Origin of the sequence: Cupriavidus basilensis (assembly GCF_000832305.1) — a bacterium.
Taxonomy (GTDB): Bacteria; Pseudomonadota; Gammaproteobacteria; order Burkholderiales; family Burkholderiaceae; genus Cupriavidus; species Cupriavidus basilensis_F.
In genome coordinates this window covers 297,291-322,341 of sequence record NZ_CP010536.1, presented here as the reverse complement: position 1 = coordinate 322,341, position 25,051 = coordinate 297,291, and the positions used below count along the sequence as shown (strand labels likewise).

At 67.0% G+C, this 25,051-nt stretch carries 25 protein-coding genes and 1 riboswitch; of the genes, 5 read left to right on the top strand and 20 right to left on the bottom strand.

The genetic code is table 11. The annotated features are described in order from the left end of the window. On the top strand, positions 1-195 hold the full coding sequence (locus RR42_RS01425; protein ID WP_043343179.1) for a DUF2905 domain-containing protein: 195 nt from the start codon (positions 1-3) through the stop codon (positions 193-195). Between the two features lie 727 nt (positions 196-922). On the opposite strand, the gene RR42_RS01420 is transcribed toward RR42_RS01425, so the two are convergent. The 4 genes from RR42_RS01420 to RR42_RS01405 form a co-directional block, all read right to left on the bottom strand. Next, complete coding sequence (locus RR42_RS01420) at positions 923-2,158, bottom strand: multifunctional CCA addition/repair protein (RefSeq protein WP_043343177.1); 1,236 nt, start codon at positions 2,156-2,158, stop codon at positions 923-925. 8 nt (positions 2,159-2,166) lie between these two features. After that, positions 2,167-2,856 (bottom strand): glutathione S-transferase family protein, encoded by a 690-nt coding sequence (locus tag RR42_RS01415; RefSeq protein ID WP_043343175.1) that lies wholly within the window; start codon positions 2,854-2,856, stop codon positions 2,167-2,169. Between the two features lie 200 nt (positions 2,857-3,056). Continuing rightward, positions 3,057-4,082 (bottom strand): complex I NDUFA9 subunit family protein, encoded by a 1,026-nt coding sequence (locus RR42_RS01410; RefSeq protein WP_043343172.1) that lies wholly within the window; start codon positions 4,080-4,082, stop codon positions 3,057-3,059. A 104-nt stretch (positions 4,083-4,186) separates the two neighbouring features. Beyond that, positions 4,187-6,139, bottom strand: a complete 1,953-nt coding sequence (locus RR42_RS01405; protein WP_043343169.1) for a lytic transglycosylase domain-containing protein — start codon at positions 6,137-6,139, stop codon at positions 4,187-4,189. A gap of 96 nt (positions 6,140-6,235) precedes the next feature. On the opposite strand from RR42_RS01405, the gene RR42_RS01400 reads away from it, so the two are divergent. Beyond that, complete coding sequence (locus RR42_RS01400) at positions 6,236-6,844, top strand: 5-formyltetrahydrofolate cyclo-ligase (protein ID WP_236701956.1); 609 nt, start codon at positions 6,236-6,238, stop codon at positions 6,842-6,844. A 22-nt stretch (positions 6,845-6,866) separates the two neighbouring features. Here RR42_RS01400 and RR42_RS01395 read toward each other — a convergent pair whose 3' ends face one another. From RR42_RS01395 to ahcY, 5 genes are all read right to left on the bottom strand, one after another. After that, positions 6,867-7,634, bottom strand: coding sequence for a Mut7-C RNAse domain-containing protein (locus tag RR42_RS01395; RefSeq protein WP_043343167.1), 768 nt, complete (start codon positions 7,632-7,634; stop codon positions 6,867-6,869). A gap of 31 nt (positions 7,635-7,665) precedes the next feature. After that, positions 7,666-8,028 (bottom strand): TfoX/Sxy family protein, encoded by a 363-nt coding sequence (locus RR42_RS01390; RefSeq protein WP_043343164.1) that lies wholly within the window; start codon positions 8,026-8,028, stop codon positions 7,666-7,668. 22 nt (positions 8,029-8,050) lie between these two features. Continuing rightward, positions 8,051-8,881, bottom strand: coding sequence for a methylenetetrahydrofolate reductase [NAD(P)H] (gene metF / locus RR42_RS01385; protein WP_043343160.1), 831 nt, complete (start codon positions 8,879-8,881; stop codon positions 8,051-8,053). Positions 8,882-8,943: 62 nt separating this feature from the next. Next, complete coding sequence (locus RR42_RS01380; protein WP_043343157.1) at positions 8,944-9,297, bottom strand: phage holin family protein; 354 nt, start codon at positions 9,295-9,297, stop codon at positions 8,944-8,946. Positions 9,298-9,426: 129 nt separating this feature from the next. Further along, positions 9,427-10,860 carry an adenosylhomocysteinase gene (gene ahcY, locus RR42_RS01375; RefSeq protein WP_043343154.1) on the bottom strand — a complete coding sequence of 478 codons (1,434 nt, stop codon included), beginning with the start codon at positions 10,858-10,860 and terminating at the stop codon, positions 9,427-9,429. A gap of 131 nt (positions 10,861-10,991) precedes the next feature. Continuing rightward, a riboswitch (S-adenosyl-L-homocysteine riboswitch) is annotated at positions 10,992-11,072 on the bottom strand. A gap of 74 nt (positions 11,073-11,146) precedes the next feature. Between ahcY and thiD the strand changes: the two genes are divergently transcribed. Beyond that, positions 11,147-11,977 (top strand): bifunctional hydroxymethylpyrimidine kinase/phosphomethylpyrimidine kinase, encoded by an 831-nt coding sequence (thiD, locus tag RR42_RS01370; RefSeq protein WP_043343151.1) that lies wholly within the window; start codon positions 11,147-11,149, stop codon positions 11,975-11,977. A 93-nt stretch (positions 11,978-12,070) separates the two neighbouring features. Then, positions 12,071-12,511: a PGDYG domain-containing protein gene (locus RR42_RS01365; RefSeq protein WP_043343150.1), complete on the top strand. Its 441-nt coding sequence runs from the start codon at positions 12,071-12,073 to the stop codon at positions 12,509-12,511. Positions 12,512-12,515: 4 nt separating this feature from the next. On the opposite strand, the gene RR42_RS01360 is transcribed toward RR42_RS01365, so the two are convergent. Genes RR42_RS01360 through RR42_RS01335 form a run of 6 tightly spaced genes read right to left on the bottom strand, consistent with a single transcriptional unit; the run spans position 12,516 to position 19,354 of the window. After that, positions 12,516-12,962, bottom strand: a complete 447-nt coding sequence (locus tag RR42_RS01360) for a PaaI family thioesterase (RefSeq protein WP_006156489.1) — start codon at positions 12,960-12,962, stop codon at positions 12,516-12,518. Between the two features lie 30 nt (positions 12,963-12,992). Then, positions 12,993-13,205: an acetyl-CoA carboxylase biotin carboxyl carrier protein subunit gene (locus RR42_RS01355; protein WP_043343148.1), complete on the bottom strand. Its 213-nt coding sequence runs from the start codon at positions 13,203-13,205 to the stop codon at positions 12,993-12,995. Continuing rightward, positions 13,205-14,635 (bottom strand): acetyl-CoA carboxylase biotin carboxylase subunit, encoded by a 1,431-nt coding sequence (locus tag RR42_RS01350; protein ID WP_052494404.1) that lies wholly within the window; start codon positions 14,633-14,635, stop codon positions 13,205-13,207. Before RR42_RS01350 ends, RR42_RS01355 begins: the two co-directional genes overlap by 1 nt. Then, on the bottom strand, positions 14,632-16,743 hold the full coding sequence (locus RR42_RS01345; RefSeq protein WP_043343143.1) for an acetate--CoA ligase family protein: 2,112 nt from the start codon (positions 16,741-16,743) through the stop codon (positions 14,632-14,634). The genes RR42_RS01350 and RR42_RS01345 overlap by 4 nt, the downstream gene beginning before the upstream one ends. A 1-nt stretch (position 16,744) precedes the next feature. Beyond that, on the bottom strand, positions 16,745-17,755 hold the full coding sequence (locus RR42_RS01340) for a tripartite tricarboxylate transporter substrate binding protein (RefSeq protein WP_236701955.1): 1,011 nt from the start codon (positions 17,753-17,755) through the stop codon (positions 16,745-16,747). Between the two features lie 51 nt (positions 17,756-17,806). After that, complete coding sequence (locus RR42_RS01335) at positions 17,807-19,354, bottom strand: acyl-CoA carboxylase subunit beta (protein WP_043343137.1); 1,548 nt, start codon at positions 19,352-19,354, stop codon at positions 17,807-17,809. A 162-nt stretch (positions 19,355-19,516) separates the two neighbouring features. Here RR42_RS01335 and RR42_RS01330 point away from each other — a divergent pair, with 162 nt between their 5' ends. Beyond that, positions 19,517-21,298 carry a sigma-54 interaction domain-containing protein gene (locus RR42_RS01330; RefSeq protein WP_052494403.1) on the top strand — a complete coding sequence of 594 codons (1,782 nt, stop codon included), beginning with the start codon at positions 19,517-19,519 and terminating at the stop codon, positions 21,296-21,298. 20 nt (positions 21,299-21,318) lie between these two features. Here RR42_RS01330 and RR42_RS01325 read toward each other — a convergent pair whose 3' ends face one another. The 5 genes from RR42_RS01325 to RR42_RS01305 all read right to left on the bottom strand — a co-directional run bounded on the left by RR42_RS01325 (position 21,319) and on the right by RR42_RS01305 (position 25,047). Next, positions 21,319-21,636 carry a hypothetical protein gene (locus RR42_RS01325; RefSeq protein ID WP_043343135.1) on the bottom strand — a complete coding sequence of 106 codons (318 nt, stop codon included), beginning with the start codon at positions 21,634-21,636 and terminating at the stop codon, positions 21,319-21,321. Beyond that, positions 21,637-22,413, bottom strand: coding sequence for an AAA family ATPase (locus tag RR42_RS01320; protein WP_043351167.1), 777 nt, complete (start codon positions 22,411-22,413; stop codon positions 21,637-21,639). A gap of 59 nt (positions 22,414-22,472) precedes the next feature. After that, positions 22,473-22,976 carry a GNAT family N-acetyltransferase gene (locus tag RR42_RS01315; RefSeq protein ID WP_043343131.1) on the bottom strand — a complete coding sequence of 168 codons (504 nt, stop codon included), beginning with the start codon at positions 22,974-22,976 and terminating at the stop codon, positions 22,473-22,475. A 92-nt stretch (positions 22,977-23,068) separates the two neighbouring features. Continuing rightward, positions 23,069-24,202 carry a thiamine phosphate synthase gene (locus tag RR42_RS01310; protein WP_043343128.1) on the bottom strand — a complete coding sequence of 378 codons (1,134 nt, stop codon included), beginning with the start codon at positions 24,200-24,202 and terminating at the stop codon, positions 23,069-23,071. Then, complete coding sequence (locus RR42_RS01305; protein ID WP_043343126.1) at positions 24,199-25,047, bottom strand: thiazole synthase; 849 nt, start codon at positions 25,045-25,047, stop codon at positions 24,199-24,201. Before RR42_RS01305 ends, RR42_RS01310 begins: the two co-directional genes overlap by 4 nt. Positions 25,048-25,051 lie beyond the last annotated feature (4 nt).

The window sequence follows — 25,051 nt, the reverse complement described above, 5'->3', positions numbered from 1 at the left end:
ATGCTGCGCTGGACTTTCACCATCTTCCTGGCCGTCATCGTGCTGTCGGCGGCACTGCCCTGGCTGCAGAAGCTGGGGTTGGGGCGGTTGCCGGGGGATTTGCGGTTTCGGTTGTTTGGGAGGGAGTTTGTGTTGCCGTTTGCTTCGACGATTTTGTTGTCGATGGTGGCGTTGGTGATTGGGAAGTTGTTTTAGGGGGGCGTAGGTTGATAGGCTGGCTGCAACTGCAACTGCAAATTCAGCTGCAACTGCTTAACTGCAAAGTCAAAGGCAGTTTCACCACGCCTGCGGCGCGGCGACCTACTTTTTTGTCTTGCCAAAAAAGTAGGCAAAAAAGGCGCGCCGGATGGGGCGACACCCCCTCGGGATTTCACCAAAAGAGCGGCCGGGACCCAAACTCGCATCGCCTTAAGGCGATACTCAGACATGGGTCCCTCTTCTCCGCTCTTTTGGTGAAATCCCGAGGCGCCCCATACGGCCTGGGTGAACCTTCACGGCTCGCTTCGCATCGCACACCGGTGTTTCCCGCCCCCAGGCGGGAAACACGGCTTGCCACAGAGCGATCAAACTTCGATTCGGTGTAGCCGTGATTGCCGCCCCCAGGCGGCAATCACCTGCCCGCGATGCGCAGCGAGCCGTCGGGGTTTTCATCTCCCGTTATGGGGCGCCTCGTCGCCGGGCGAAAAGAGCGGAAACGAGGAGGCCATGTTTGAGTATCGCCTTAAGGCGATGCGAGTTTGGCCTCCGGCCGCTCTTTTCGTCCGGCGACGAGGAGGCTTTCGCCCCATCCGGGTCGCTTCTTTGCCTACTTTCTTGGCGAGACAAGAAAGTAGGTCGCCTCCCCGCAGGGGAGGTGAAACTGCCTTTGACTTTGCAGTTAAGCAGTTGCAGCTGAATTTGCAGTTGCAGTTGCCAGAGCCCCCTACCCCCCAACCTTAACCGCCACTGCCGCCACCCTCGCCACATGCACCCGATCCTTGATCAACCCAGGATCCCCAGCACACTCCCGCGCCACGGCCCCGGCGTCCACCGAAGCCGCTGCCTCCAGCGCCATCATCAACCGCGCCGTCTGCGGATACTCCCGGTCCTCAAACCCAAGCCGTCCCCGCGCATCCGCCTCGCATGCCTGCAGCGCTTGCGCAAACCGCGCCGGCTTGCGCAATGCATCGCACCGCTCCAGCAAACGCGTCAGCGCGGCGGCGCCAAACGCCTCGGAGCGATGGATATTGCCATGCTCGCGCGCCACCACCACAGCCAGGTCACGGCAGTCAGTCGGCACGCGCAACCGCTTGCAAACCGCCTCAAGCAATGCCACGCTGCGCTGCTCGTGCCCGATATGACGCGGCAGCACATCCTCGGGCGTGGTGCCCTTGCCCAGGTCGTGCATCAGCGCGGCAAAGCGCACCGGCAGCGAGGCGCCCATCGCGGCGGCGGTATCCACGACCATCATCACGTGCACGCCGGTATCCACCTCCGGGTGGTAGTCGGCCCGCTGCGGCACGCCCCATAGCCGGTCCAGCTCGGGCAGCAGCCGCGCCAGCGCCCCGCATTCGCGCAGCACCTCGAACATGCGCGAAGGCCGTGCCTCCATCAGGCCGCGCGCGAGTTCCTGCCAGACGCGTTCGGCCACCAGCGCGTCGACCTCGCCGGCTTCCACCATGCGGCGCATCAGCACCCGCGTCTCGGGGGCTACCGCGAAATCATGGAAACGCGCGGCGAAGCGCGCCACGCGCAGGATCCGCACCGGGTCTTCGGCGAAGGCGTCCGACACATGGCGAAACAGCCGTGCGCGAAGGTCGCGCTGCCCGCCGTAGGGATCGATCACGGGGCCCGCGAGCGCGCCGTCATCGTCCACCGCCCGCGCCATGGCGTTGATGGTGAGGTCGCGCCGCACCAGGTCGTCTTCCAGCGTCACGTCCGGCGCGCAATAGAACGAAAAGCCCTTGTATCCTGCCGCGGTCTTGCGCTCGGTGCGGGCCAGCGCGTATTCCTCCCGGGTCCGGGGATGGAGGAAAACGGGGAAATCCTTGCCTACCGGCTTATAGCCCTGGGCTTCCATCTCGGCCGGGGTTGCGCCCACCACCACGTAGTCGCGGTCCTGGCTCGACAAGCCGAGCAGGGCGTCGCGAATGGCGCCGCCTACGGCATACACCTGCATGGACGAGCTCAATGGTTGATCACGATCGCGTCGGCGCGATCGGGGGTGAGGCGGTAGGGCTCGTCGGAGGCGAGGAAATCGCGCTCTTCACGGGCGTCGGCGATCCACGCCTGCATGGCCGGCAGCGCCAGGATAAAGTCCGCATATTGCTTGGCGGCCTCTGGCAGGTGAATGCCATACGTGGCAAAGCGGCTGACCACCGGCGCGAAAAATGCGTCGGCAATGGTGAACGCGCCGAACAGGAACGGGCCGGTGGCCGCATGGCGCGCGCGCAGGTCAGACCAGATCGCGGCGACGCGGTCCACATCGCGCTGCACCGCTACGTTCCAGCCCATGCCGGGCAGCACCGCGGTGACGTTCATCGGCAACTGGCTGCGCAGGTTGCCAAAGCCCGAGTGCATCTCCGCGCAGATCGAGCGCGCGTGCGCACGCTCGGCACGGTCGGCCGGCCAGAGCTGCTTCTCGGGAAAGGACTCGGCCAGGTATTCGGCAATCGACAGCGAGTCCCACACGGAGGTATCGCCATCGACCAGCACCGGTACCTTGCCGGTGGGCGAGTGCTTCGCAATCGCTTGCTCAAACCCGGCCACGAACAAGCGCACCTTGACCTCCTCGAACGCAATGTCAGCCTGCCGCATCAGCAGCCAGGGGCGCAGCGACCAGGAAGAGTAATTCTTGTTGCCGATGACAAGCTTCATCGCAAAATCCTTGCAGGAAAACGTGGGGGAGCGCGCGCGGCCGGGGCGATCCCGCAGCGCGAAGCGTGCGCACGCAAGCGCACGGCGGCGAACGAACCATTGTAGCCAGCCGCGCCAAGCGCCTCCAAGCGAATTACGCTCGCAGCGATGTGAATCCTGGTCACATGCGAAGGGCAAAGCCGGGCCGGGCAGCCTGCCGCTCAACGATACCCGCTGCGCCGCAGTCCCAGCATTTGGCTCTCGTGCCCGCGACCCGCCAGCACATCGGTCATCACCACCTCCAGCCCCACCGGCTGGCCCAGCCCAAGCTCGGGCGCGATCGGCCCCCGCATGACATTGTCGAGCCGCATGGAGTCCAGGTTGTCGCGCGACATCACCGGCGCGCCCGGCATGTGTTCGAGGATGGCTGCCTGCACGCGGGCCAGGGCGTCGGGCAGGTGAAGGACCGGGCGCGGGTGGCCGCTGGCGCGGCCCGCAAAACGCACCAGTTCCTCCAGCGTATAGACCTGCGGCCCCGCCAGGTCGTAGGCGCGGCCGATGGTGTCCCGCGTCGCCATGGCGTTGACCATGGCCTGCGTCACGTCCTGCACGTACACCGGCTGGAACCTGGCATGCGCGCAGGCGAGCGGCACCACGGGCGCCAGTTGCTGCATGTGGGCGAACAGATTGAGGAAATGGTCGTCGGGGCCGAAGATCACGGACGGACGGAAGATGGTCCAGTCCAGGGCGCTCTCGCGCACCACGCGCTCGCCGTCGCCCTTGCTGCGCAGGTACATCGACGGGCCGGTGCTGTCGGCGCCCAGCGCGCTCATGTGCAACAGCCTGCGCACGCCGGTACGGTGGCAAGACTCGACAATGCGCCGCGTGAGGTCCACATGGGCGGCGGCAAAGGCCGCGCCGTAGGGCTCGGCGCGTTCGCCATGGAGAATGCCGATCAGGTTCACCACGATGCCGTCGGTGCCCAGCGTGCCAATGGCGGCGTCGAGCGCGGCATCGTTCCTCACGTCCAGCTCGATCACCTCGACGCGCGGCAGCAGCAGCAGGTGCTGCGCATGCTCGGCGTCGCGGGTAGCAACCACGATGCGCTCGGGGTCCAGAGGCGGCTCCACGACGGTGCCCGGCTCCAGCAGCGTGGCCGACGCGGTGGCAACACCTGCCAGGCGGGCTACCAGGTGGCTGCCGACAAAGCCGGCCCCTCCGATCACTAGGACATTGCTGGTCTGCATGGATCTCTCCGCGGCAAGGAACGACTGGTGCACGCTCCAGGGCTGGAGCATGCGCCGGCTACCGCATGGCCTGCAGACCGTGCTGCCTCGAAGGCGTTAACACCTCAAGGCAGGCTGGTCGTGGTGATCTGCGACGGCGACACCACGCCCAGGCGATCCTTGAGCGACTGCGGCCGGCCGCTCATCAATGCAGCATAGTACGTGGCGTTCGACAGCACATTCTTCACGTAGGTCCGGGTCTCCGAGAACGGAATGGTCTCGGCGAAGATCGCGCCCTCAACCTGGCGCGGCAAGCTGGAGCGCCAGTTCTTGGGACGGCCCGGGCCGGCGTTGTAGGCGGCCGAAGCCAGCGTCCAGGAGCTGTCCAGGTCAGTCAGCACCATACTCATATAGTTGGTGCCGAGCTGGATATTGATACTGGGATCGCTCATCATCGCGGGTGAGAAGTCCGTCATGCCGATCTTGCGCGCAACCCACTTGGCAGTCGCCGGCATCACTTGCATCAGGCCATGAGCGCCGGCGGACGAGCGCGCATTCATGATGAAGCGCGACTCCTGGCGCACCAGCCCATAGGCCCATGCCATATCCAGGCCCACGTCATCGGTGGCGCGCTGCATGATGTCGCGATACGGCATCAGGAAGCGCAGCGAGAAGTCATGCTCGGCCTGGGTGCGGTCCGCGGTGTTCACGGCGCGGTCCAGCAACTCGATGCGGCGGGCGTAGTCGGCGGCGGCCAGCAGCTGGCGGTCGGTCATGCCGCGCAGTTCCCAGTTCCATTCGCGATTGCCTTCGAAGCGCAGGCTCAGGTCGTAGAACTTCTGCGCGCGCAGGAAGCCCGGGCGGGTGCGCATGGCATTGACCTCGGCATCGCTGACCTGCGTGCGTGCCGGCAGCACGATGCGGTTGCCCAGTTCCTCGCTGGCCAGCTGGCCATAGAAGTTGAACTGGCCGGCGATCGACTGGAACTGCTTCTCGGCCTCGGCGCCGCGGTTGTCAGCCTTGAGCGCGCGCCCGTACCAGTACGTCCAGGCCGGGTCCTTGGCGCGCAGCTCGGGGCGCATCAGCTCCACGGCCTGGCGCACCTGCTTCCAGTCGCCCTGGCGCAGCGCGGCGCGCACGCGCCACTCCTGCGTTTCGTCGGACAGCCACTGGTTGCCGCCCAGGTCCATCTGCCGGCGGTAGTAGCCGGCCGCCTCGGGTGCAAGTTTCTTGGCGGCGTACTGGCCGACCACGCCCCAGCCGGCGCCCTGCTCGTCGCGCGACAGGCTGCCGGCGTTGGCGCTCAGGTAGGCCGCGGCCTGGGAGGGATCGCTGCGCGCCATCTTGACCACGGTGGCGAGCGTGTTGCTGTCGCCGCGCGCGTCCGGCGCGGCGGCGGCGATGCGCCCGGCCAGCGTCACATAGTTCTGCTCCAGCGCCTGGCGTGCCTGGAAGGCCACGTCGCTCGGCTCGATCTGCCTGCTTTGGGCCAGGTAGCCGATCAGGTCGACACAGCCTTCGCCGTAGTAGCGCGGATCGCTCAGCGCCGCGCGTGCGTCCGCCGCCACGTTCTGGCCCTTGAGCGCACGCGACAGCAACGCGTAGCACTCGACCTGCGTATCGTCCTTGAGCACGAACTGCGGGTACTCGGCGTCGAAATTGGCCCAATCGCGCTTCTTGCCCAGCACCAGCAGCCAGTCATTGCGCATGCGGTCGGCAATGGCCTCGCCCTTGTAGCGCTGCAGGAAAGCACGCACCTGGTCGTCAGGGGCGTCGATGCGGGCCAGGCCGCTGGCGTCGAACATCTGCGGCTTGATGCGGAAGTACTCGACGTAAGACGAGATCGGGTAGTCCACCAGCGTGGCCGAGATGGCGTCGGTGCGCGCCACGTCGTTCTTGCGCGCGGCTTCGCGCAGCGCCACGAAAGCGTCGTCGGGGTTGCCCGGGATGGCGGGCGACTGCGATTGGGGTTGCGGCTGGGGCCGTTTCTGCGCAAATACCGGCGTGGCAAGCACTGCGCACGCGATCGCCGCCAGGGCGGCCTTGGCCACACGCTGCGGATATACTCCCTTCGGCATTCTTCTTCCTTGTTGTGACAGCCGGACAACCCCTTTCGAGGGCGCGCATCCGACCGTGCAATGTTGGGTCAACAACAGACATTATCCCACGCAGCCATGCTCAGCGACGACGTTCGCAGCCCCTCCGGCGAGCCCGGAAAGCCCGACTCCGGCGTGCCGCGAGCGGCACTGCGGCGTCAGTTGCTGGCGCTGCGCGGCGCATTGCCGCAGCGCCCCACCGCCGACGCCGGCATCGAAGCCGCGCTGGCCGCCCTGCTGGAGCGCCTGCCCGTGCATCGCCTGGGCTTCTACTGGCCGATCCAGCAGGAGTTCGACCCCCGTGGCGTGGTCTCGCGCTGGCTTGCCGGCGCCCCCGGACGGCAAGCGGCCCTGCCGGTGGTAAGCCGGCCGGGCGCGCCGCTGGATTTCCACCAGTGGGAACCGGCGACGCCAATGGTTGCCGGGCATTACGGCATTCCCGTGCCCGACGGCACGCCGCCCTTGCTGCCGGACGTACTGCTGATTCCATGTGTCGGTTTTAGCGAGGATAAGTTCCGCCTGGGCTATGGCGGCGGGTTCTACGACCGCACGCTGGCGGCGCTGGCTGCCAGCGCGAACGCGCCGGTTGCGATCGGCATCGGGCATGAGGCCTGCCGGATTGCGTTGGTGCCGCAGGAGCATGATCTGCCGATGGATTGGGTGGTTAGTGAGAGGGGGGTGTTTTGAGGGATTTGAACAAAGCCACCCACTACAACCGCCCCGCAGGCACCAACTCATCCACCAGATCCCGCATATGCCGCCAATGCGATCCCTCCCAAAACACGCGCTGGCAGCAATCGCAAGTCACGAACCGCGCCTGGCGCGCGAGCACGCCCGGCGGCGCGCGGCCGTCGACCTCGGTTTTGTCGATCGCCCGCAGCGGCGCATTGCAGTCCAGGCACAGCGAGAACGGCCGCGCGCTACGGGCCAGGTCGAGCCGCGCGAAGATCTCCCGCAATTGCGGCGTGGCCTTGATGGCGCGCACGTAGCAGCCATGGGTGACCCCGCGCCGCTTGAGCAGCTCGCGGTCCCGCGTGAGCACGATGCGGCCTTCGCGCATGGCAATGGCCTCGATCTCGCTATCGGCGTAGTGGTTGTCGTAAAGCGTGTCAAAGCCGGTCAGGCGCAGCAGGTGGGCCAGCCCGCCCAGGTGGGCATCGGCAACAAAGCGGGTCGCGCGCAGCGGCTCGGCACGCACGCGCAGCAGCGGTGTGACGTCGAAGGCTTCGAACTGGGGATAGACCGAGACGCGGTCGCCATCCTGAAGCAGCCGCTCGAAGCCGCATGACTCGCCGTTTACCAGGATCAGCTCCACCTCGGTGTGCGGCACGCCCAGCGCTTCGATCATGTGCTTGACGGTGGCGGCGCGCGCGCAGGCGCACACGCAATCCCGGCCGCGCTGCGCGCGCGGCAGGAAATCGTTCAGTTCCTCGTAGAAACGAAACGTGGCGGTGACGGTGGCAGGGTCGGTGGCCATGGGCCAAAGTATGCCACCGCCCGGCGGCGCCTCAGCCCGCCTGGTTGGCCAGCCGCAGCGTGGATTCCACGGAAAGCCGCGCCCAGGCCGTCATGGCCTCGGCCGATTCCAGGCAGGCTGGTGGAACGCTCAGGTAATGCTGCATGGAGATCTCGCGTCCGTTGCGGCTGTAGCGGAACGGCTCGCCGCCCTCGGCCTCGAAGCCCCCGCGCGTCTGGTCGTCCACTTTCAGGTAGCAGCGCCCGCCCAGCACCAGCGCGAACACCAGGCCGTCGTAGTACAGGGCGTGGCCGCCAAACATGCGGCGCGCGGTGATCGGGCCAATGCGCGCCGCCAGCGGCCCCAGCAGTTCGAGCAGATGGTCGATGAAGGGGTCGGGGCGGCGGGCTGGCATGTCGCTGGCGCGGGCGGATGCCTTAGAGCTTCAGGCGCTGCCAGATGGCTTTGGTCGCGCTGGCTGTGTTGAGCGTATAGAAATGCAGCCCCGGCACGCCGGCCGCGAGCAGGCGCTCGCACAGCGCGGTGACCACATCCAGGCCAAAGGCGCGGATCGACTCGCGGTCATCGCCGAAGCCTTCCAGCCGCTTGGCCACCCAGCGCGGCACTTCGGCACCGCACATTTCGGAGAAGCGCATCAGCTGCGAGGAATTGGTGATCGGCATGATGCCCGGCACGATCGGTACGTCCACACCCATGGCGCGCACGTCCTCGACGAAACGGAAGTACGCATCGGCGTTGAAGAAATACTGGGTGATGGCCGAGTCGGCGCCAGCCTTGACCTTGCGCACGAAGTTCTCGAGATCGTGGCGGGGCGACTTGGCCTGCGGGTGGTACTCGGGATAAGCCGCCACCTCAATGTTGAACCAGTCGCCGGTCTCGGCGCGGATGAACTCCACCAGCTCGTTGGCATAGCGGAACTCGCCGATCTCGCCCATGCCCGACGGCATGTCGCCGCGCAGCGCGACGATATGGCGGATGCCGCCTTCGCGGTAGGTCTTGAGGATATCGCGGATGCTCTCGCGCGAGGAACCCACGCACGACAAATGCGGCGCGGCCTCGATGCCTTCGCGCTGGATCTCCAGCACGGCGTCCAGCGTGCCCTGCTGGGTGGTGCCGCCGGCACCGAAGGTCACCGAGATGAACTTGGGCTGCAGCGGAGCGAGCTGCGCACGCGTGTTGCGCAGCTTCTCGGCGCCCTCCGCCGTCTTGGGCGGGAAGAATTCAAAGCTGAAGTAGCGGTCTTGCATGATGGTGGCGCGCCGCCTATGGCGCGGCGCGCTGAAAAATTGGCATGGGACGCCGGACGGCGTCAGGCGCTGCGGCGTTCGCCGAGCAGCACGCTCGACAGGGCCCAGGAAATCACGCTGTAGAGGATCGAGCCGAGCAGGGCCGCGCCAAAGCCGGTGACCACGAAACCAGCCAGCAGCTTGCCCACGAACAGGAACAGCAGTGCGTTGATCACGAAGATGAACAGGCCAAGCGTCAGCAGCGTCACCGGCAAGGTCAGGATCACCAGGATCGGGCGGATCAAGGTATTCACCAGGCCAAGCACCAGCGCGGCGATCATGGCCGAGCCGAAGCTGCCAAGATGAACCCCATCGATCAGGCTGCCCACCAGGAACAGCGCGGCGGCGTTGATGATCCAGACGGCCAGCAATCTCATGACGACTCCTTCGCTTGGGTAAAACGGATTCGGGGCGGATTCGGGGCACGGCACCCGCGGCGCGTGGGCGCCGCGGGTTGACAAGGCGGCGGTCGATCAAACGCAGATCAGCCGCCGGTCACCGGCAGATCAATAACGGTAGTGATCGGCCTTGTACGGGCCTTGCTTGCTCACGCCGATGTAGGCGGCTTGCTGCTCGGTCAGCTCGGACAGCTGCGCGTTGAGCTTCTTCAGCTGCAGGCGCGCGACCTTTTCGTCCAGGTGCTTGGGCAGCGTGTAGACGCCGACCGGGTACTTGCCGCTTTCGCGTTCCTGCCACAGTTCGATCTGGGCGATGGTCTGGTTGGCGAACGAGCTGCTCATCACGTACGACGGGTGGCCCGTGCCGCAGCCCAGGTTCACCAGGCGGCCCTTGGCCAGGATGATGATCTTCTTGCTGGGTTGATCGCCCACGGCGGGGAACACCACGTGGTCGACCTGCGGCTTGATCTCGTCCCACTCGTACTTTTCCAGCGAGGCGATGTCGATCTCGTTGTCAAAGTGGCCGATGTTGCAGACGATGGCCTGGTCCTTCATCTTGGCCATGTGGTCATGGGTGATGACGTGGTAGTTGCCGGTGCAGGTGACGAAGATGTCGGCCTTGTCGGCAGCGTATTCCATGGTCACCACGCGGTAGCCTTCCATCGCGGCCTGCAGTGCGCAGATCGGGTCGACTTCGGTCACCCACACCTGGGCCGACAGGGCGCGCAGTGCCTGCGCGCTGCCCTTGCCCACGTCGCCGTAGCCGGCCACCAGCGCAACCTTGCCGGCGATCATCACGTCGGTGGCGCGCTTGATGCCGTCCACCAGCGATTCACGGCAGCCATACAGGTTGTCGAACTTGCTCTTGGTCACCGAGTCGTTGACGTTGATGGCGGGGAACTTGAGCTCGCCCTTTTGCGCCATCTGGTACAGGCGGTGCACGCCCGTGGTGGTTTCCTCGGTCACGCCCTTGATGGCGTCCAGGTTACGGCTGTACCAGGACGGGTCCTTGGCCAGCTTTTCCTTGATCGCGGCGAACAGGAAGGTTTCTTCCTCGCTGCCCGGGTTGGCGATCAGCGATGCGTCCTTCTCGGCGCGGGCGCCCAGGTGCAGCAGCAGCGTGGCATCGCCGCCGTCGTCCAGGATCATGTTGGGGGTGCCGCCATCCTTCCAGTCGAAGATGCGGTGGGTGAAGTCCCAGTATTCCTTCAGCGATTCGCCCTTGAAGGCGAACACCGGCGTGCCCGAAGCAGCGATGGCCGCGGCAGCGTGGTCCTGGGTCGAGAAGATGTTGCACGATGCCCAGCGCACGTCGGCGCCAAGCGCCACCAGCGTCTCGATCAGCACGGCGGTCTGGATGGTCATGTGCAGCGAGCCGGCGATGCGCGCGCCCTTCAGGGGCTGGGCGGCGGCGTACTCGTCGCGGATGGCCATCAGGCCGGGCATTTCGGTTTCGGCGATGGCGATTTCCTTGCGGCCCCAGCCGGCGAGGCCCAGGTCGGCCACGAGGTAATCGTTCTTCAGGTCAGTCACTGCGTTCATGTTTCACTCCGATGAAGAGTGGCGACGAAGGACGAGTGCGGGGAATACGGCCGCGCCATGCAGGGATGGTGAAAACCAAGGCCTTTGCATAACGGGCGGATAGGTCGACTCGCCTCCGTGTGTATGCCACGGATCAGCGAGCGCCGTTGAAGACAGTCCGAGCCTGGCGAATGGCACAATAAGGCCCATTCGTTGCAACGCTCCTCGGAGTGGCGGTATTGTAGCCTGCCCTGGCACGCTTGGCACCGCCACCGCCGTGAATTTTTCTTGACCGCCGGCCCAGCACATGACCCTGACGACACACCGCCCCCCGCGCACCCTGACCATCGCCGGCTCCGACTCGGGCGGCGGCGCCGGCATCCAGGCCGATCTCAAGACCTTTGCCGCGCTGGGCTGCTTCGGCATGAGCGCCATCACCGCCATCACGGCGCAGAACACGCTCGGCGTGACCGGCGTGCATGCCATCCCGGCCGACATGGTAGCGGCCCAGATCGACGCGGTTGCCAGCGATATCGGCGTGGATGCGGCCAAGACGGGCATGCTGGGCACCGCCGCCATCGTCGAGGCGGTGGCTGCCGCTGTGGACCGCCATGGCATTCGCCAACTGGTGGTGGACCCGGTCATGATCTCCACCTCCGGCGCCACCCTGGCGGACGACGCCACCACCCAGGCCATGGTGCGCCTGCTGTTCCCCCGCGCCGTGCTGGTCACGCCCAACCTGCCGGAAGCGTCCTACCTGCTGGGCCGAGAGATCACCCGCCGCGAAGAGATGGAGCAAGCCGCACGCGACCTGGCCGCGCTGGGCTGCCCGGCGGTGCTGCTCAAGGGCGGGCACCTGGATCCAGCCGATGCCGGCCTGGACGACCTGCTGTTGAGTGCCGACGGCACTGTACGTGTGTTCAGGCATCAGCGGGTCGACACCCGCAACCTGCATGGCACCGGCTGCACACTGGCCGCAGCCATTGCTGCCCAGTTGGCAAGGGGCGATAAGGTGGAAGACGCGGTGGAAGTGGCGCTGGATTTCGTGGCCGATGCGATTGTGGCGGGTGCCGACTTTGCGCTTGGGACGGGCAACGGGCCGCTCAATCACGGCTTTGCGCCGCGGGTGCTGGGTTAGGTATTGGCTTAAGTACTGGGTTAAGTACTGGGCTAAGGAGCGGGGAGCGAACCAGCGGTATGATTTGCGCCCCAGCCTGACATTCGCCACGCCATGCCCACCCTCACCCAGATCGACCTGCGCACCGACCCTGCTGCTGCCCCTTACCAAAAACACGAAGTAGTCCAGGTAGCCTTCGCCAAAGAACCCGGCGAACTCATCAGCCTCGAAGGGCCCAACCGCTACCAGCCCGGCGACGCCATCATCACCGGCTCCACCGGCGACCGCTGGGTCGTCTCGCGCGAACGCTTCGACCCCAAGTACGAACCGCTGCAAGCCGGCACACACGGCCAGGATGGCGCCTACCAGAACATCCCGGGCGTGGTGCTGGCCAAACGCATGGACCAGGATTTCAGCATCGCCCGCTCGGCCGGCGGCGACGTGCTGCATGGCGCGGCTGGCGACTGGCTGATGCAATACGCGCCGAACGACTACGGCGTCGTCCAGCAGGCGCGCTTCGCCCAGGTCTACCGCGCGGCCAGCGGCAACGCCTGAAGCGTCAGTCGCCGCCGCTGCTCAGCGGCACCAGCTTGAACGCCGCGCGTGCCACGCAAACCACTTCACCAGCGGCGTTCTTCACTTCACCCTCGCAAAACGCAATGCGCGCGCCGCGCCGCATGCAGCGCGCTTCCAGGTGCAGTTCACCGCGTGCCGCAGCCAGGAAATGCGTGGACATATCGATGGTGATCACGCCGGTTTCCAGCGGCGCATGCGAGCGCGCGGCGCCGCTGAGCGTGAAATCCAGCGTGGCCATCAAGGTGCCGCCGTGCACGTCGCCCCGGCTGTTGACCAGGAACGGGCTGACCGGCAGGCGCGTGCGGCACAGGCCCTCTTCCATCCGCACGGGCTGCAGGCCGAGATGGCGCATCAGCGGCACGTCGATGCCAAAGTAGGGTTTCTCGGGTGTGCCCGGCGCTACCGGGACAATCTGAGCGGGACTTTCCAAAACAATTCTTCCTTATTCGCGTTATGCGAGTTATGCGAGTTCCACCACCGCCTGGCCCTCGGCGACGGCATCGCCAGGCTGCACCAGGATGGCCCTGACCACGCCAGCATATTCGGATTCGAGCGGGATCTCCATTTTCATGGACTCGATCATCATCACGGCGTCGCCGGCCGCAATGGTAGCGCCAACTTCGATGTGGATGGCGCAGACATGGCCGCTTACCGCGGCTTCGATCTTGTTCATCAGGCAGCTCTCTGTGTAGGTTGTGGGTTCTCTGCGGCAGGCGTGGCCAGCACACGCTGGACGAGCGCGGTATCGATGCGCCCGGCCAGGAAATCGGGATGCGCGAGCACGCGCAGGATGAAGGGGATATTGGTCTTGACGCCGGCAACGGCGAAATCCCGCAGCGCCGCGCGCAGCGTGGCAATGGCCTCGCCGCGATCGGCGCCGGTGGCAATCACCTTGGCCAGCATGGGGTCGTAGTACGGCGTGACGCGGGCGCCTTCGGCGTAGCCGGTTTCCACGCGGATGCCCGCGCCTTGCGGCGGACGGAATACCTGCAGCGGGCCAGGCGACGGGAAGAAGCGCACCGGGTCCTCGGCATACACGCGCGCCTCGATGGCATGGCCTTGCGCGGGGACCTGGCCGCCCGGCAGCACATCATCGATGCGCTCGCCGCGCGCCAGCCGGATCTGCGCGGCCACGATATCCACGCCGGTGATCTGCTCGGTGACGGCGTGCTCCACCTGCAGGCGCGTGTTCATTTCCAGGAAGACAAATCCGGTGGCCGGCGTGTGCAGCATTTCCACCGTGCCGATCACGTCGTAACCGATGCCGGACAGCAATGCCGAGAGCTTGGTCGCCATGGCTTGCACCTCGGCACGGTCCAGCCCGTGCGCGCGCGCTTCCTCGATGACCTTCTGGTGACGGCGCTGCACGGAGCAATCGCGCTCCCACAGGATGCGCACGCCGCCGTGGCGGTCGGCCAGCACCTGGAACTCGATATGGCGCGGCTGCTCGACCAGCTTCTCCAGGTACAACTCGGCCTGGCCAAAGCTGCGCTGCGCCACCGAGCGCGCCTGCTGCCAGGCAGCGGCCAAGCCGGCCGCGTCACGCACCGGCACCATGCCGATGCCGCCGCCGCCGCCGGCGGGCTTGATCAGCACCGGATAGCCGATACCCTGCGCCGCGGCGGCAACGGTGTCCATGTCGTCGGGCAGCACCTCGGAGCTGGGCGCCAGCGGCATGCCTTGCGCGGCCATGAAAGCGCGCGCTTCGGTCTTGTGGCCAAGGCGCCGGATCCAGTGCGGGGACGGGCCGATAAAGCACAGGCCGGCGGCTTCCACGCGCTCGGCAAAAGCGGCGTTTTCCGACAGGAAGCCATAGCCGGGATGCACCGCGTCGGCGCCACTGGCGCGCGCCGCTTCAAGCAGCTTGTTCTGGTCCAGGTAGCTGGCCAGCGGCGGCGCTTCGCCCAGGTGCAGCGCGGCATCGGCTTCGCGCAGGTAGGGCAAGCCGGCGTCGGCATCCGAGTACACCGCGACCGATTCCAGGCCCAGCCCGCGCAGCGCGCGGATGATGCGCGCCGCTACCGCGCCGCGATTCGCGACCAGCACGCGGCGTACCGGACGTGCTGGACGTAACGTTTCGCCGGCTTTCGTCTTGGCATTCATGACGTTTCTCCCGCGCGGATCACCACCGCGTCGACCAGCACCGGCGCCACGCCGGCGCGGCTTACCATGACCGGATTGGCGTCCACCGAGCGTACCTGTCCCTGCGCCTGCACCATCCAGTCGCCCAGGCGCACCAGCATTTGCGCCAGCGCATCCACATCGACCGCCTCCATGCCGCGCAGCGCGCCGAAGGCGCGCGCAATGCGCAGCCGGCCGATGGCCTCGCGCGCCTGCGTGGCGTTGAAGGGCGCGACGAGAAACTGCACGTCGTCTATCGCTTCGACCAGCACGCCGCCCTGCCCCACCATCACCACCGGTCCGTAGACGTCGTCGATGTGCGCGCCCACCGCCAACTCGAAAGCGCCGCGTTGCTGGCGTGCCAGCAAGACGCCGCCATACTGGATACCCTGGCTGGCAGACAGCCCTCGCAGCACACGGTCCAGGTCATGGAAGGCAGCCAGTGCCTGCGCCTCGTCGGCAAGGCCGAGGCGCACCAGCCCGAGCTCGGACTTGTGCGTGATATCGGACGAAACGCCCTTGGCGACCACTGGCGCGCCCAGTTCGCGCAGCGCGTGGCGCACGTCATCCGCGCTGCGGCACAGGCGATGTTGCACAACCGGCAGACCGGCCTGCGCCAGCGCCGCCAGGCTTGCCACTTCGTCGAGCGATACGCTGTCACCCGCCTCGTCTTTGGCGAACACCGGCGGCAGCGCGGCGGGCTCGGCCAACGCGGCGGCATTCACGTCCACGTGCCGCGCGAGCATGCCCAGTGCGCGCATGGCGGCACGCTCGCTGTCGAACACCGGCACGCCTTGCGCGCGGAACGCCTGCGCCACCCACTCCTGGTTGGCGCTGACCGCCACCGGCACGCCGCTGGCCAAGGCAAAGCGGCCGGTCTGCGCCGAGAAGTCGGCAAAATCGTAGCCCTCGCCGCCGATAGGAAAGCCCACGCAGATCATGTCGGCCTGGCGCTGCGCGGCCACCACTTCCAGCGTCTGCCCGTAGATATGCGGCTGGCCCAGCAGCGCGGTGGTCATGTCGATCGGATTGCGCGCCGACACGAACGATGGAAGCACTGCCTTGAGCGCGGCTTGCCCATCGCCTTCGAACTGGCACAGCGCGAGACCCTGGTCCTCGGCGGCATCGGCCGCCAGTACGCATGTAGCGCCGGAATTGCTGATTGCCACCACCTTGCGTCCACGCGGACGCTGCCCGCCAATAAACACCTGGCTGTACTCGACCAGCTCGCGGAAATCCGCCACACGCTGGATGCCGTGCTGGCGCAGGAAGGCGTCGGCTAGCGTGTCCTCACCGGCCAGCGCTCCGGTGTGCGAGCTGGCGGTGAGTTGCCCGGCCTGCGTGCGGCCAGCTTTGACCGTGAGGATGGGAATGTCGCGCTGATGCGCGACGCGCGCGGCCTGCGCCAGCACAGCCGGGTCTTTCAGCGATTCGATGTAGAGCAGCAGCACCCGGATGTCCGGATCGGCCGCGACCGCGCGCAGCACCTCTGCGGCAGTGATGTCCGCCTCGTTGCCGGTCGCCACCATATAGCGCACGCCGATGCCCTTGCGGCGCAGGCCACCGTAGACGATGGAAGAGCCCGCGCCGCTCTGGCTGACGATGGCAACCGGCCCGTCCTGGCCGGCTTCCTCGTTGATCATGGTGGAGAAGTGCAGGATGGCGCCATCGCGGAAGTTGGCCACGCCCTGCGTATTGGGGCCGAACAAGCGCAAACCGCCCGCGCGCGCACGCTCGACCAGCCTGCGCTGCTGCGCCGCACCGGCTTCGCCAAGCTCCGCAAAGCCCGATGAATAAATCACCGCCGCGCGCGCTTTGACCGCCAGGCACTGGTCGATGGCCTGTTCGACTTCCGGCCCCGCAACACTGACCACCACGACATCGGGCGCATCGGGCAACGCGGCAAGTTCGGGATAAGCCTGCAGGCCCTGGATCTGCGCGCGCTTGGGGTTGACCGGATACACATGCCCGGCAAAGCCGTAGCGGCGCATGTAATCGATCGGCCGGCCGCCGGCCTTGATCGGATTATCGGAGGCACCAAGGATGGCAACCGAACGCGGGGCCAGCAGTTCAAGAATGTTGTCGCTCATCTCAATCCACCTTCACCTTGGCTTCGGTGGCCACGCGCTTCCACTTGACCAGTTCCGCCTGTACGAACGCGCCGAACTGCTCGGGATTCAGCGTGCCGGGCGTGGTGCCGCTCTGCGCCAGGTTAGCCTTGGACTGCGCCGTGTTCATGCTCTTCACGGCGTCGCGGTTCAGGCGTTCCACCAGCGGCTTGGGCAGGTTGGCCGGACCATAGAAGCCAATCCACGTGGTGGCCTCGTAGCCGGGCACGCCCTGCTCGGCAATGGTGGGCACATTGGGCAAGGCCTCGCTGCGCTTGGCCGAGGTCACGCCGATGGCCTTGACCTTGCCGTCCTTCACATAGGGCGCCATCGTCATCACGTCATGGAACAGCGCGGGGATCTGGCCGCCGAGCAGGTCCGACAGCGCCGGCGCCGCGCCCTTGTAGGGAATATGCGTGAGCGGCGTGTTGGTCATCAGCCGCAGCAGCTCCCCCGACATATGCGTGGCGCCGCCGATGCTGGATGAGCCGAACGACAAGCCGTCCTTTTGCTTGCTCGCGTACGCAAGGAATTCCTGCAGGTTCGACACCGGCACATTGTTGTTCACCACCAGCACGTTGGGCGTGGTCGCCAGCAGCGCGATCGGGGTGAAGTCCTTGCTGGCGTTGTACGGCAGCTTGGGCCGCACCGCGGGATTGATCACCTGGTGCGTGGCGCTGACCAGCAGCGTGTAGCCGTCCGGGTTGGCGCGCGCCACGATCTCTGTGCCGATCTGGCCGCTGGCGCCGGCGCGGTTATCCACCACGAACGGCTGCTTGCACTCGGCCTGCATGTCGCGCGCGATGCGGCGCGCCAGCAGGTCGGTCATGCCGCCGGCGGGAAACGGCACGACGATGGTGACGGGCTTCTGCGGCCAGTGCTCCTGTGCCTGCGCGCCGGTGGCGGGGAGCAGTGCGGCGCCAACGGACAGCGTGGCGGCAACGATGGCATCGAGGGTGGGGCGGTGCGCAAGGATAGGTCGGTGATTGGGCAAGGCGGTCTCCATTGTTTTACTTGTGTCTGATTTGCCTGACGGCCTGTCGTCTCAGGGCCGGATGCCGAACTTGCGCACGCCCGGCTCGCGCAGCGGCGCCGCCAGGTTGGCGAACTCGCACAGCAGCGAGCGCGTATCGCGCGGGTCGATGATGTCTTCCACCACGAAGGCTTCGGCGCTGCGGAACGGCGACGTCAGGCTGCGCACGCGCTGCTCGATCTCGGCGCGCTTTTGCACGGGGTCATCGGCGCCTTCGATCTCGGCCTTGTAGGCGACCTCCAGCCCGCCCTCGATCGGCAGCGAGCCCCAGTTGCCGGACGGCCATGCGTAGCGGAAGTTGAAGCGGCCCATATGCTGGTGCCCCGCCGCCGCCACGCCATAGGCGCGGCGCAGGATCACGGAGCACCACGGCGTGGTGGCCTGGTACACCGCGGCCAGCGCGCGCACGCCGTAGCGCATGGTGCCGGCCTTCTCGGCTTCCAGGCCGATCTGGAAGCCGGCGATATCGACCATGTTGATCACCGGCAGGTGGAAGGCCTCGGCCAGGTCCACGAAGCGGATGAATTTCTCCGCGGTGGGGCCGTCCCAGCCACCGCCGTAGTGATACGGATCGCTCGCCACCACCGCCACCGGCCAGCCATCCACGCGGGCCAGCCCGGTCACGATGGCGCGGCCCCAGTGCCGGCCCATCTCGAAAAAGGAGCCTTGGTCCACCAGCGTCTCGACAATGGGACGCACCTTGTAGACGGAGCGGCTGTCGCGCGGGATCGCGCTGAGCAGCCATTCATCGCGGCGGGCGGGATCATCGGTTGGCTCAACGCGCGGCGGCAGTTCATGCACCGAGCCCGGCAGGTAGGACAGGAAGCGGCGCGCGCGCGCAAAGGCTTCTTCCTCGCTCGCCACTTCGTCATCGACGACGCCGTTGCGCGTATGGATCTGGCTGCCGCCGAGCTCGTTCTTCTCCAGTACCTGGCCAATGCGCGCCACCACCGGCGGGCCGGCGTTGAACAATTGCGCGGTGCCCTTGACCATCACCGAGTAGTGGCTCGCGGCCACGCGCGCCGCGCCCATGCCGGCCACCGAGCCCAGCGCCAGCGACACCACCGGCACCAGTGACATGTTCTCCACCACGTGCTGCCACACCTTCATGGTGGGGATGTTGGTGTAGCCCTTGTTCTCGATATTGCGCACAGAGCCGCCACCGCCGGTGCCATCTACCAGCCGCACCATGGGCAAGCGCAGGTCGTGCGCCATCTTCTCGGCGTGGATCAGCTTCTCGCCAACGGCACCGTCGTTGGCACCGCCGCGCACGGTGAAGTCATCGCCCACCAGCACCACCGGGCGGCCGTCCACCTTGGCGCGCCCCATCACCAGGTTGGCGGGCGTCAGGCCCACCAGGCGGCCATTGCTGTCGTACTGGCCGCTGCCGGTGAGCGCGCCCACCTCGCGGAACGATCCGGCATCGGCGATCGCGTCGATGCGCTCGCGCACGGTCAGCTTGCCGGCGTCTTTGTGCCGCTTGACCTTGTCGGGGCCGCCGAGCTGCGCGGCGAGTTGCTTGCGGTAGGCCAGTTCATCGATTTCGGGCTGCCAGGACACGGCGGTCTCCTCAGTGCTGTTGTTATGGTCGTGGGCTATCTGAACGCATAAAGGCAGCAAACGTGCCAGGCTCGCCAGCCCTTGATTTCATTGTTCTTTTTATGGCTCGCTGATATTGTGTTCGCAATAAGGACACAAAAGTGCCCACGACGGAGACACAACATGTCGTCATCAGCGACACCCGAAGACACTTTCCCCGGCACCGAAGACAGCCTTGGCGTACTGGTCGCCAGCCACGCGGGAGACCTACTAGCCGGCCTGGGACTCGCCGCCAACGCCACGCTGGCAACCGCCGCGCTAGCCGCCAGCACAGGGCTCGCTGGCGACGGCGACTCCCCCCAGGATGCCGGCCGCCTGTTCGAATGCAGCCTGCCTGGCCCCGACGGAAAGCCCGCGCACCGCTTCATCGCCATGCGTCTGTGCGACCGCGAGCGGCAGGTCATCCTGCTGCGCCCGGCCGAGCGTGACGCAGCCCTCTTCGACTTCCTCGGCGCGGTACCCTTTGCCGGCGCGATCCTCGATCACTTCATCACCAACCCCTACCAGGCCATCACCGTGGCGGACCGCGCGGGCAACGTGCGTTTCATCAGCCCGGTGCACGAGAAATTCCTCGGCCTGCGCACCGGTGAAGGCACGGGCCGGCCCGCGGTGGACGTCATCCCCAATTCGCGCCTGGCGCAGGTAGCGGCCAGCGGCAAAGCCGAGATCGGGCAGTTGCAGGAGATGAACGGGGTGACACGCGTGGTGAACCGCCTCCCGATCAGCGCTGCGGGCGAGGTGGTTGGCGCCATCGGCCAGATCCTCTTCAAGGAGCCTGAAGCCATCGGCCGCATGCACCGCGAGATGACGCAGTTGCGCTCGCAACTGGCGCAAACACAACGCGAGCTCGACGCGTTGCGCGAGCAGCAAGCCGGCGCCGGCCCCGGCCTGCTGATTGGCGATAGCGCACCCATGCAGCGGCTGCGCCGTGAGATCGACACGGTAGCGCGCCTGGACGTGCCGGTGCTGATCCTCGGCGAAAGCGGCACCGGCAAGGAACTGGTGGCACGCGCCATCCACGGTGCCAGCCGCGCGGCCCAGGGCAAGCCGCTGGTCAGCCTGAACCTGGCCGCGCTGCCCGCCACGCTGATCGAGGCCGAACTGTTCGGGCATGCGGCGGGCGCCTTCACGGGCAGCCATCGCCATGGGCAGGCCGGCAAGCTGGAGCAGGCCGCTGGCGGCACGCTGTTTCTCGACGAGGTTGCCGATATCCCGATGGAGATGCAGGTCAAGCTGCTGCGCGTGCTGGAGGACCATATGGTGGAACGGCTGGGCAGCCGCCAGGCGCAGCGCGTGGACTTCCGGCTGGTAGCGGCAACCAACCGCGACATCCAGGCGCTGATCGATGGCGGACGCTTCCGCCTGGATCTGTATTACCGCCTGAGCGGCGTGGTGCTGCGCATTCCCGCGCTGGGCCAGCGGCGCGAGGACATCCCTGCCCTGCTGACCCATTTCGTGCGCGGCTTCTGCGCGCGCAACCAGGTGCCGGTGCCGGAAGTGGCATCCGAGGTGCCGCGCTATCTGGCCGAGCGGCGATGGCCGGGCAATGTGCGCCAGCTCAGGCAGAAGATCGAAGAAGCGCTGGTGTTCTGCGACGCACGCGTGCTGCGCGCAGCGGATTTCGCCCGGGGTGAGGAAAGCGCGGTGGCGCACAGTCTGAACGAGCCGCCGTTGCCGTATGGCGAGGCGCTGGATGAGGCGGCGGATGGGGCGGCGAATGGGGCGGTGGACGAGGCTGGGATCGATGCGCGCGCCGCATCGCCGGCGGACTTGCGGGAAGTCGCGTACGAGGCCGTGCTGCAAGCCATCGCGCGGCACGGTGGCAACAAGAAGCGCGCGGCGGAGCAATTGCGCATTTCACGCTCGCATCTGTACAAGATCCTGGAGCGTGGCGCGCGCGGCTGAGCGCAGGCGCTTGCCAGCGCCTACAGGATCTCCCGCACGAACCAGGCATTGAAGCGATAGAGCGCGATCGATGGCATCACGGAAAACAGGAACAGGCTGACGACAGCGCGCCGGTTCCTGTACAGGTAGAGCGCCAGCAGATTCCGCAGCGTGTAGCTGGCTACCAGCACCAGGAGCGGAATGTAGGCCAGGAAGCAAAACAGGAAAATCCAGACAAAGGCGCCGCCCTGCAACGCTCGGTCAAACATGCCAGCACCGGCGATCCAGTGTGCATCCCCGCCACTGAATGTGAGAAACAGCATCATCATCGAAACGATCAGCGTGGGATAGCGGAGCATCTAGACCGGCTCGCTCTCGCCGCCCGGCTCGTCGCCAAACAGCACGCGCAGCATGCGCTCGGGATTGGCCAGGAAATCGCGCGTCACGCGAAAGTGCTCGGTGTCCTGATAGTCGATCCGCGCCACGCCATCCGGCGAGCAGGCGTAGATCCACGCATTCGGATAGGCCATCAGGATCGGCGAGTGCGTGGCGATGATGAACTGCGAGCCGTCTTCTGCCAGATCATGGATGCGCGACAGCACCGCCAGTTGCCGCTGCGGCGACAGCGCCGCCTCGGGCTCGTCGAGCAGGTAGAGCCCATTGCCGCCAAAGCGATGCATCATCAGCGCGAGAAACGATTCGCCATGCGATTGCTCGTGCAACGAACGCCCGCCGTAGGCGTTGATGACGGGCGGACTGAAAGCCGGCTCCTGGTCCAGGCGCTCGATTTCCGTGGCCACGTTGAAGAAGCTCTCCGCGCGCAGGAAGAAGCCATCGCGCGGGCGCTTGAAGCCGCGCGCAACGCGCAGGTATTCGTGCAGCACTGAATGCGACCGGCGTGTGCCGAAGCTGAAATTACGCGAGCCGCCCTCGGCGTTGTAGCCCATGGCCACGGCAATGGCTTCCATCAGCGTGGACTTGCCCGATCCGTTCTCGCCAACCAGGAAGGTCACCTTGGGGTGCATCTCCATCGCGTCCAGCGTGCGCACTGCGGGCAGGCTGAAGGGGTAGCGCTCGAAGCTGTCGACGATGTCGCGCCGCAGGGTGACGCGGCTGATGAACTGGGACGAGATCATGGGGTTCGCCGGAGTGGATGGCACGGCGCCATCGTAACGCAGCGCGGCGCCGGCATGGCTCACAACGCCAGGCGCATGGCGATGCGTTGGCGCAAGCCGAGCGCCGCCTCGCGCGCCAGTGCGGCGCAAAGCGCCGGGCTGAGATCGGCTTCATCGAGACGGCGAAAGCCGAGGCTTGCGTAGAACGGCGCGTTCCACGGCAGGTGGCTGAAGGTGGTGAGATGGAGCGACTGCAGGCCTTGCCGGCGCAAACCATCGGCTACGGCGCGCACAAGTGCGCGGCCGATGCCGCGGCGGGCGTGGGCGGGGTGGACGTCCATCTCGTCAAGGCAGGCATGCTGGCCAAGCACGCTGGCGAGCGCGAAGCCGGCTGGCGTGCCGTCGGGGGCGATGGCGACCCACAGGCGGCGCTCACGCTGCGCGCGTTGCAGGTCTTCGAGCGGCGTGACTTGCTGGCGCAGCGCGGCAGGCAGGTCGGATTCGGGGAATAGTTCAGCCGCCGCGCGTTCGATGGCAGGCAGGCCGGGTACGTCTTCGGGTGTCGCCAGGCGAATGACAGGCATCGGTATGCGGGCAGAATGTGCAAGCTTGGACTCCCGGAGTGAGAGCGGTCAGGCGCACGCATGCGTACCCTCGCTCCGGGCCCGGCGGCACATCAAGCCGCCGGGAACATCCCCAGCAGATTCGTCACCGCCGCCGGCACGTCGGCCGCCTCGGTAATCGCGCGCACCACGGCCGCGCTGCCTACGCCAACCGCCAGCACCTCCGGCAAGCGCACCGCATCGACGCCGCCGATGCCCACCAGCGAGGGCACCACAGGCTGCATCAGCTTGACGTAGGCGTGGAAGCGGCCCAGGCCTTGCGGCGCGGTCGGCATGATTTTGGTGGTGGTCGGGAAGATCGCACCCAGCGCAAGGTAGCTCGGGCCGATGGTGGCCACGCGCAGCATCTCGGCATAGCCGTGCGTGGACACGCCAAGGCGCAGCCCGGAGGCGCGCAGCGCATCGAGGTCGGCTTCGTCGAGGTCTTCCTGGCCGAGGTGGATACCATAGATGCCGCTGTCGCCACCCTGGCTGGCGTGGTAGTCGATGGCAGCCCGCCAGTGATCGTTGATGAACAGGCGCGAAGCGCTGCCGCGCGCTGCCTTGGCGGCGCGCTCGATCTCGCTGCGCACGGCCTGCGCGTCGTCGGACTTGAAGCGCAACTGCACGGTGGGCACCGCCAGCGGCACCAGCCGCTCGATCCATTCGGCGCTGGGCACCACCGCGTACAAAGCCAGCGGCGGGCATGGTGCGAAGGGCTCGGCGCGCTGCTCCGGCGCGACCAGCGCGGCGTGGCGCACGTGCGGGAAGCGCGCGAAGTCCACCGGCCAGTCCAGCGAGCCCGGCTGCCAGGCGCGCGCCAGGCAGAGCGCGTCGTGCGCGGGGAAATGCAGCGCCAGGCAAGCCAGCAGCACGGCGACGAAGGCCGGCGAATGCGCGGTGTCGTCGTCGGCATGGGCACTGAAGACCCAGGTGCCCATCGGCGAGCGCACGGTGTCGCTCCATTGCCCGCCTTCGCGGTCGCTCTCGATGGCGATGGCGCCGGCGCCGGCAATGCGCGCCAGCGTGGCCTCGTCGGCCTCGCCGTCGAACAGCACCACGTCGGCATCGCCGAGCGCGGCGGGGGCGTTGCCCTGCACCCACGCGCGCCAGGCCTTGTCGCTGGTGCCGAAGGTAGCGCCATAGCGCGCCAGCAGCGTGTCGCGCAGCGCGCCGTCGAGGCCGGCCGGGAGAGGATTGCGGGTCATGCGCGATCCTCCGCGCCTTCGGCGTGCCAGAACGGCATGCCCACCACCGGCGTGCTGGCCTGAGCGATATCGCGCTCCGGCATGGGGCCGGCCAGGTAGGCCGTGCGGCCCGCGTCCACAGCCAGCGCGAAGGCGCGTGCCATGTTGACCGGATAGGCAGCTTGCGCCACGGCGGTGTTCAGCAGCACGCCATCGTAGCCCCACTCCAGCACCTGGGCCGCGTGCGACGGCAGCCCGAGGCCTGCGTCGACGATCAGCGGGGTATCCGGCAAGCGTTCGCGCAACAGGCGCATGGCGTGCGGATTGACGGCGCCCTTGCCGGTGCCGATGGGCGCGGCCCAGGGCATCAGCGCCTGGCAGCCCACGTCCAGCAGGCGGCGGCACAGCACGAGGTCCTCCGTGCAATACGGCAGCACCTTGAAGCCTTCCTTGATCAGCGTCTCGGCCACGGCGGGCAGGTTGAGCGTATCGGGCTGGAGCGTGTAGTCGTCGCCCACCAGCTCAAGCTTGATCCAGTCGGTCTCGAACACTTCGCGCGCCATCATGGCAGTGGTGATGGCTTCCTGCGGCGCCATGCAGCCGGCGGTATTGGGCAGCACCGGCACGTTCAGCGAGCGCAGCATCTGCCAGAAAGCCTGGCCGCCCTCGCCATCGCCGACCGAGCCCTGGCGGCGCAGCGCCACCGTCAGCATGGCGGGCCGGGCCACCTCCACCGCGGCCTGCAGCGTGGCGGGAGACGGATAGCGCGCGGTACCCAGCAACAGGCGCGAGGCAAACGACTCGCCATAGAGCACGAAGGGGTCGGCGAACAGGTCGCGCCGGGGTTCTGCGGAATTGAAGGTCATTTGG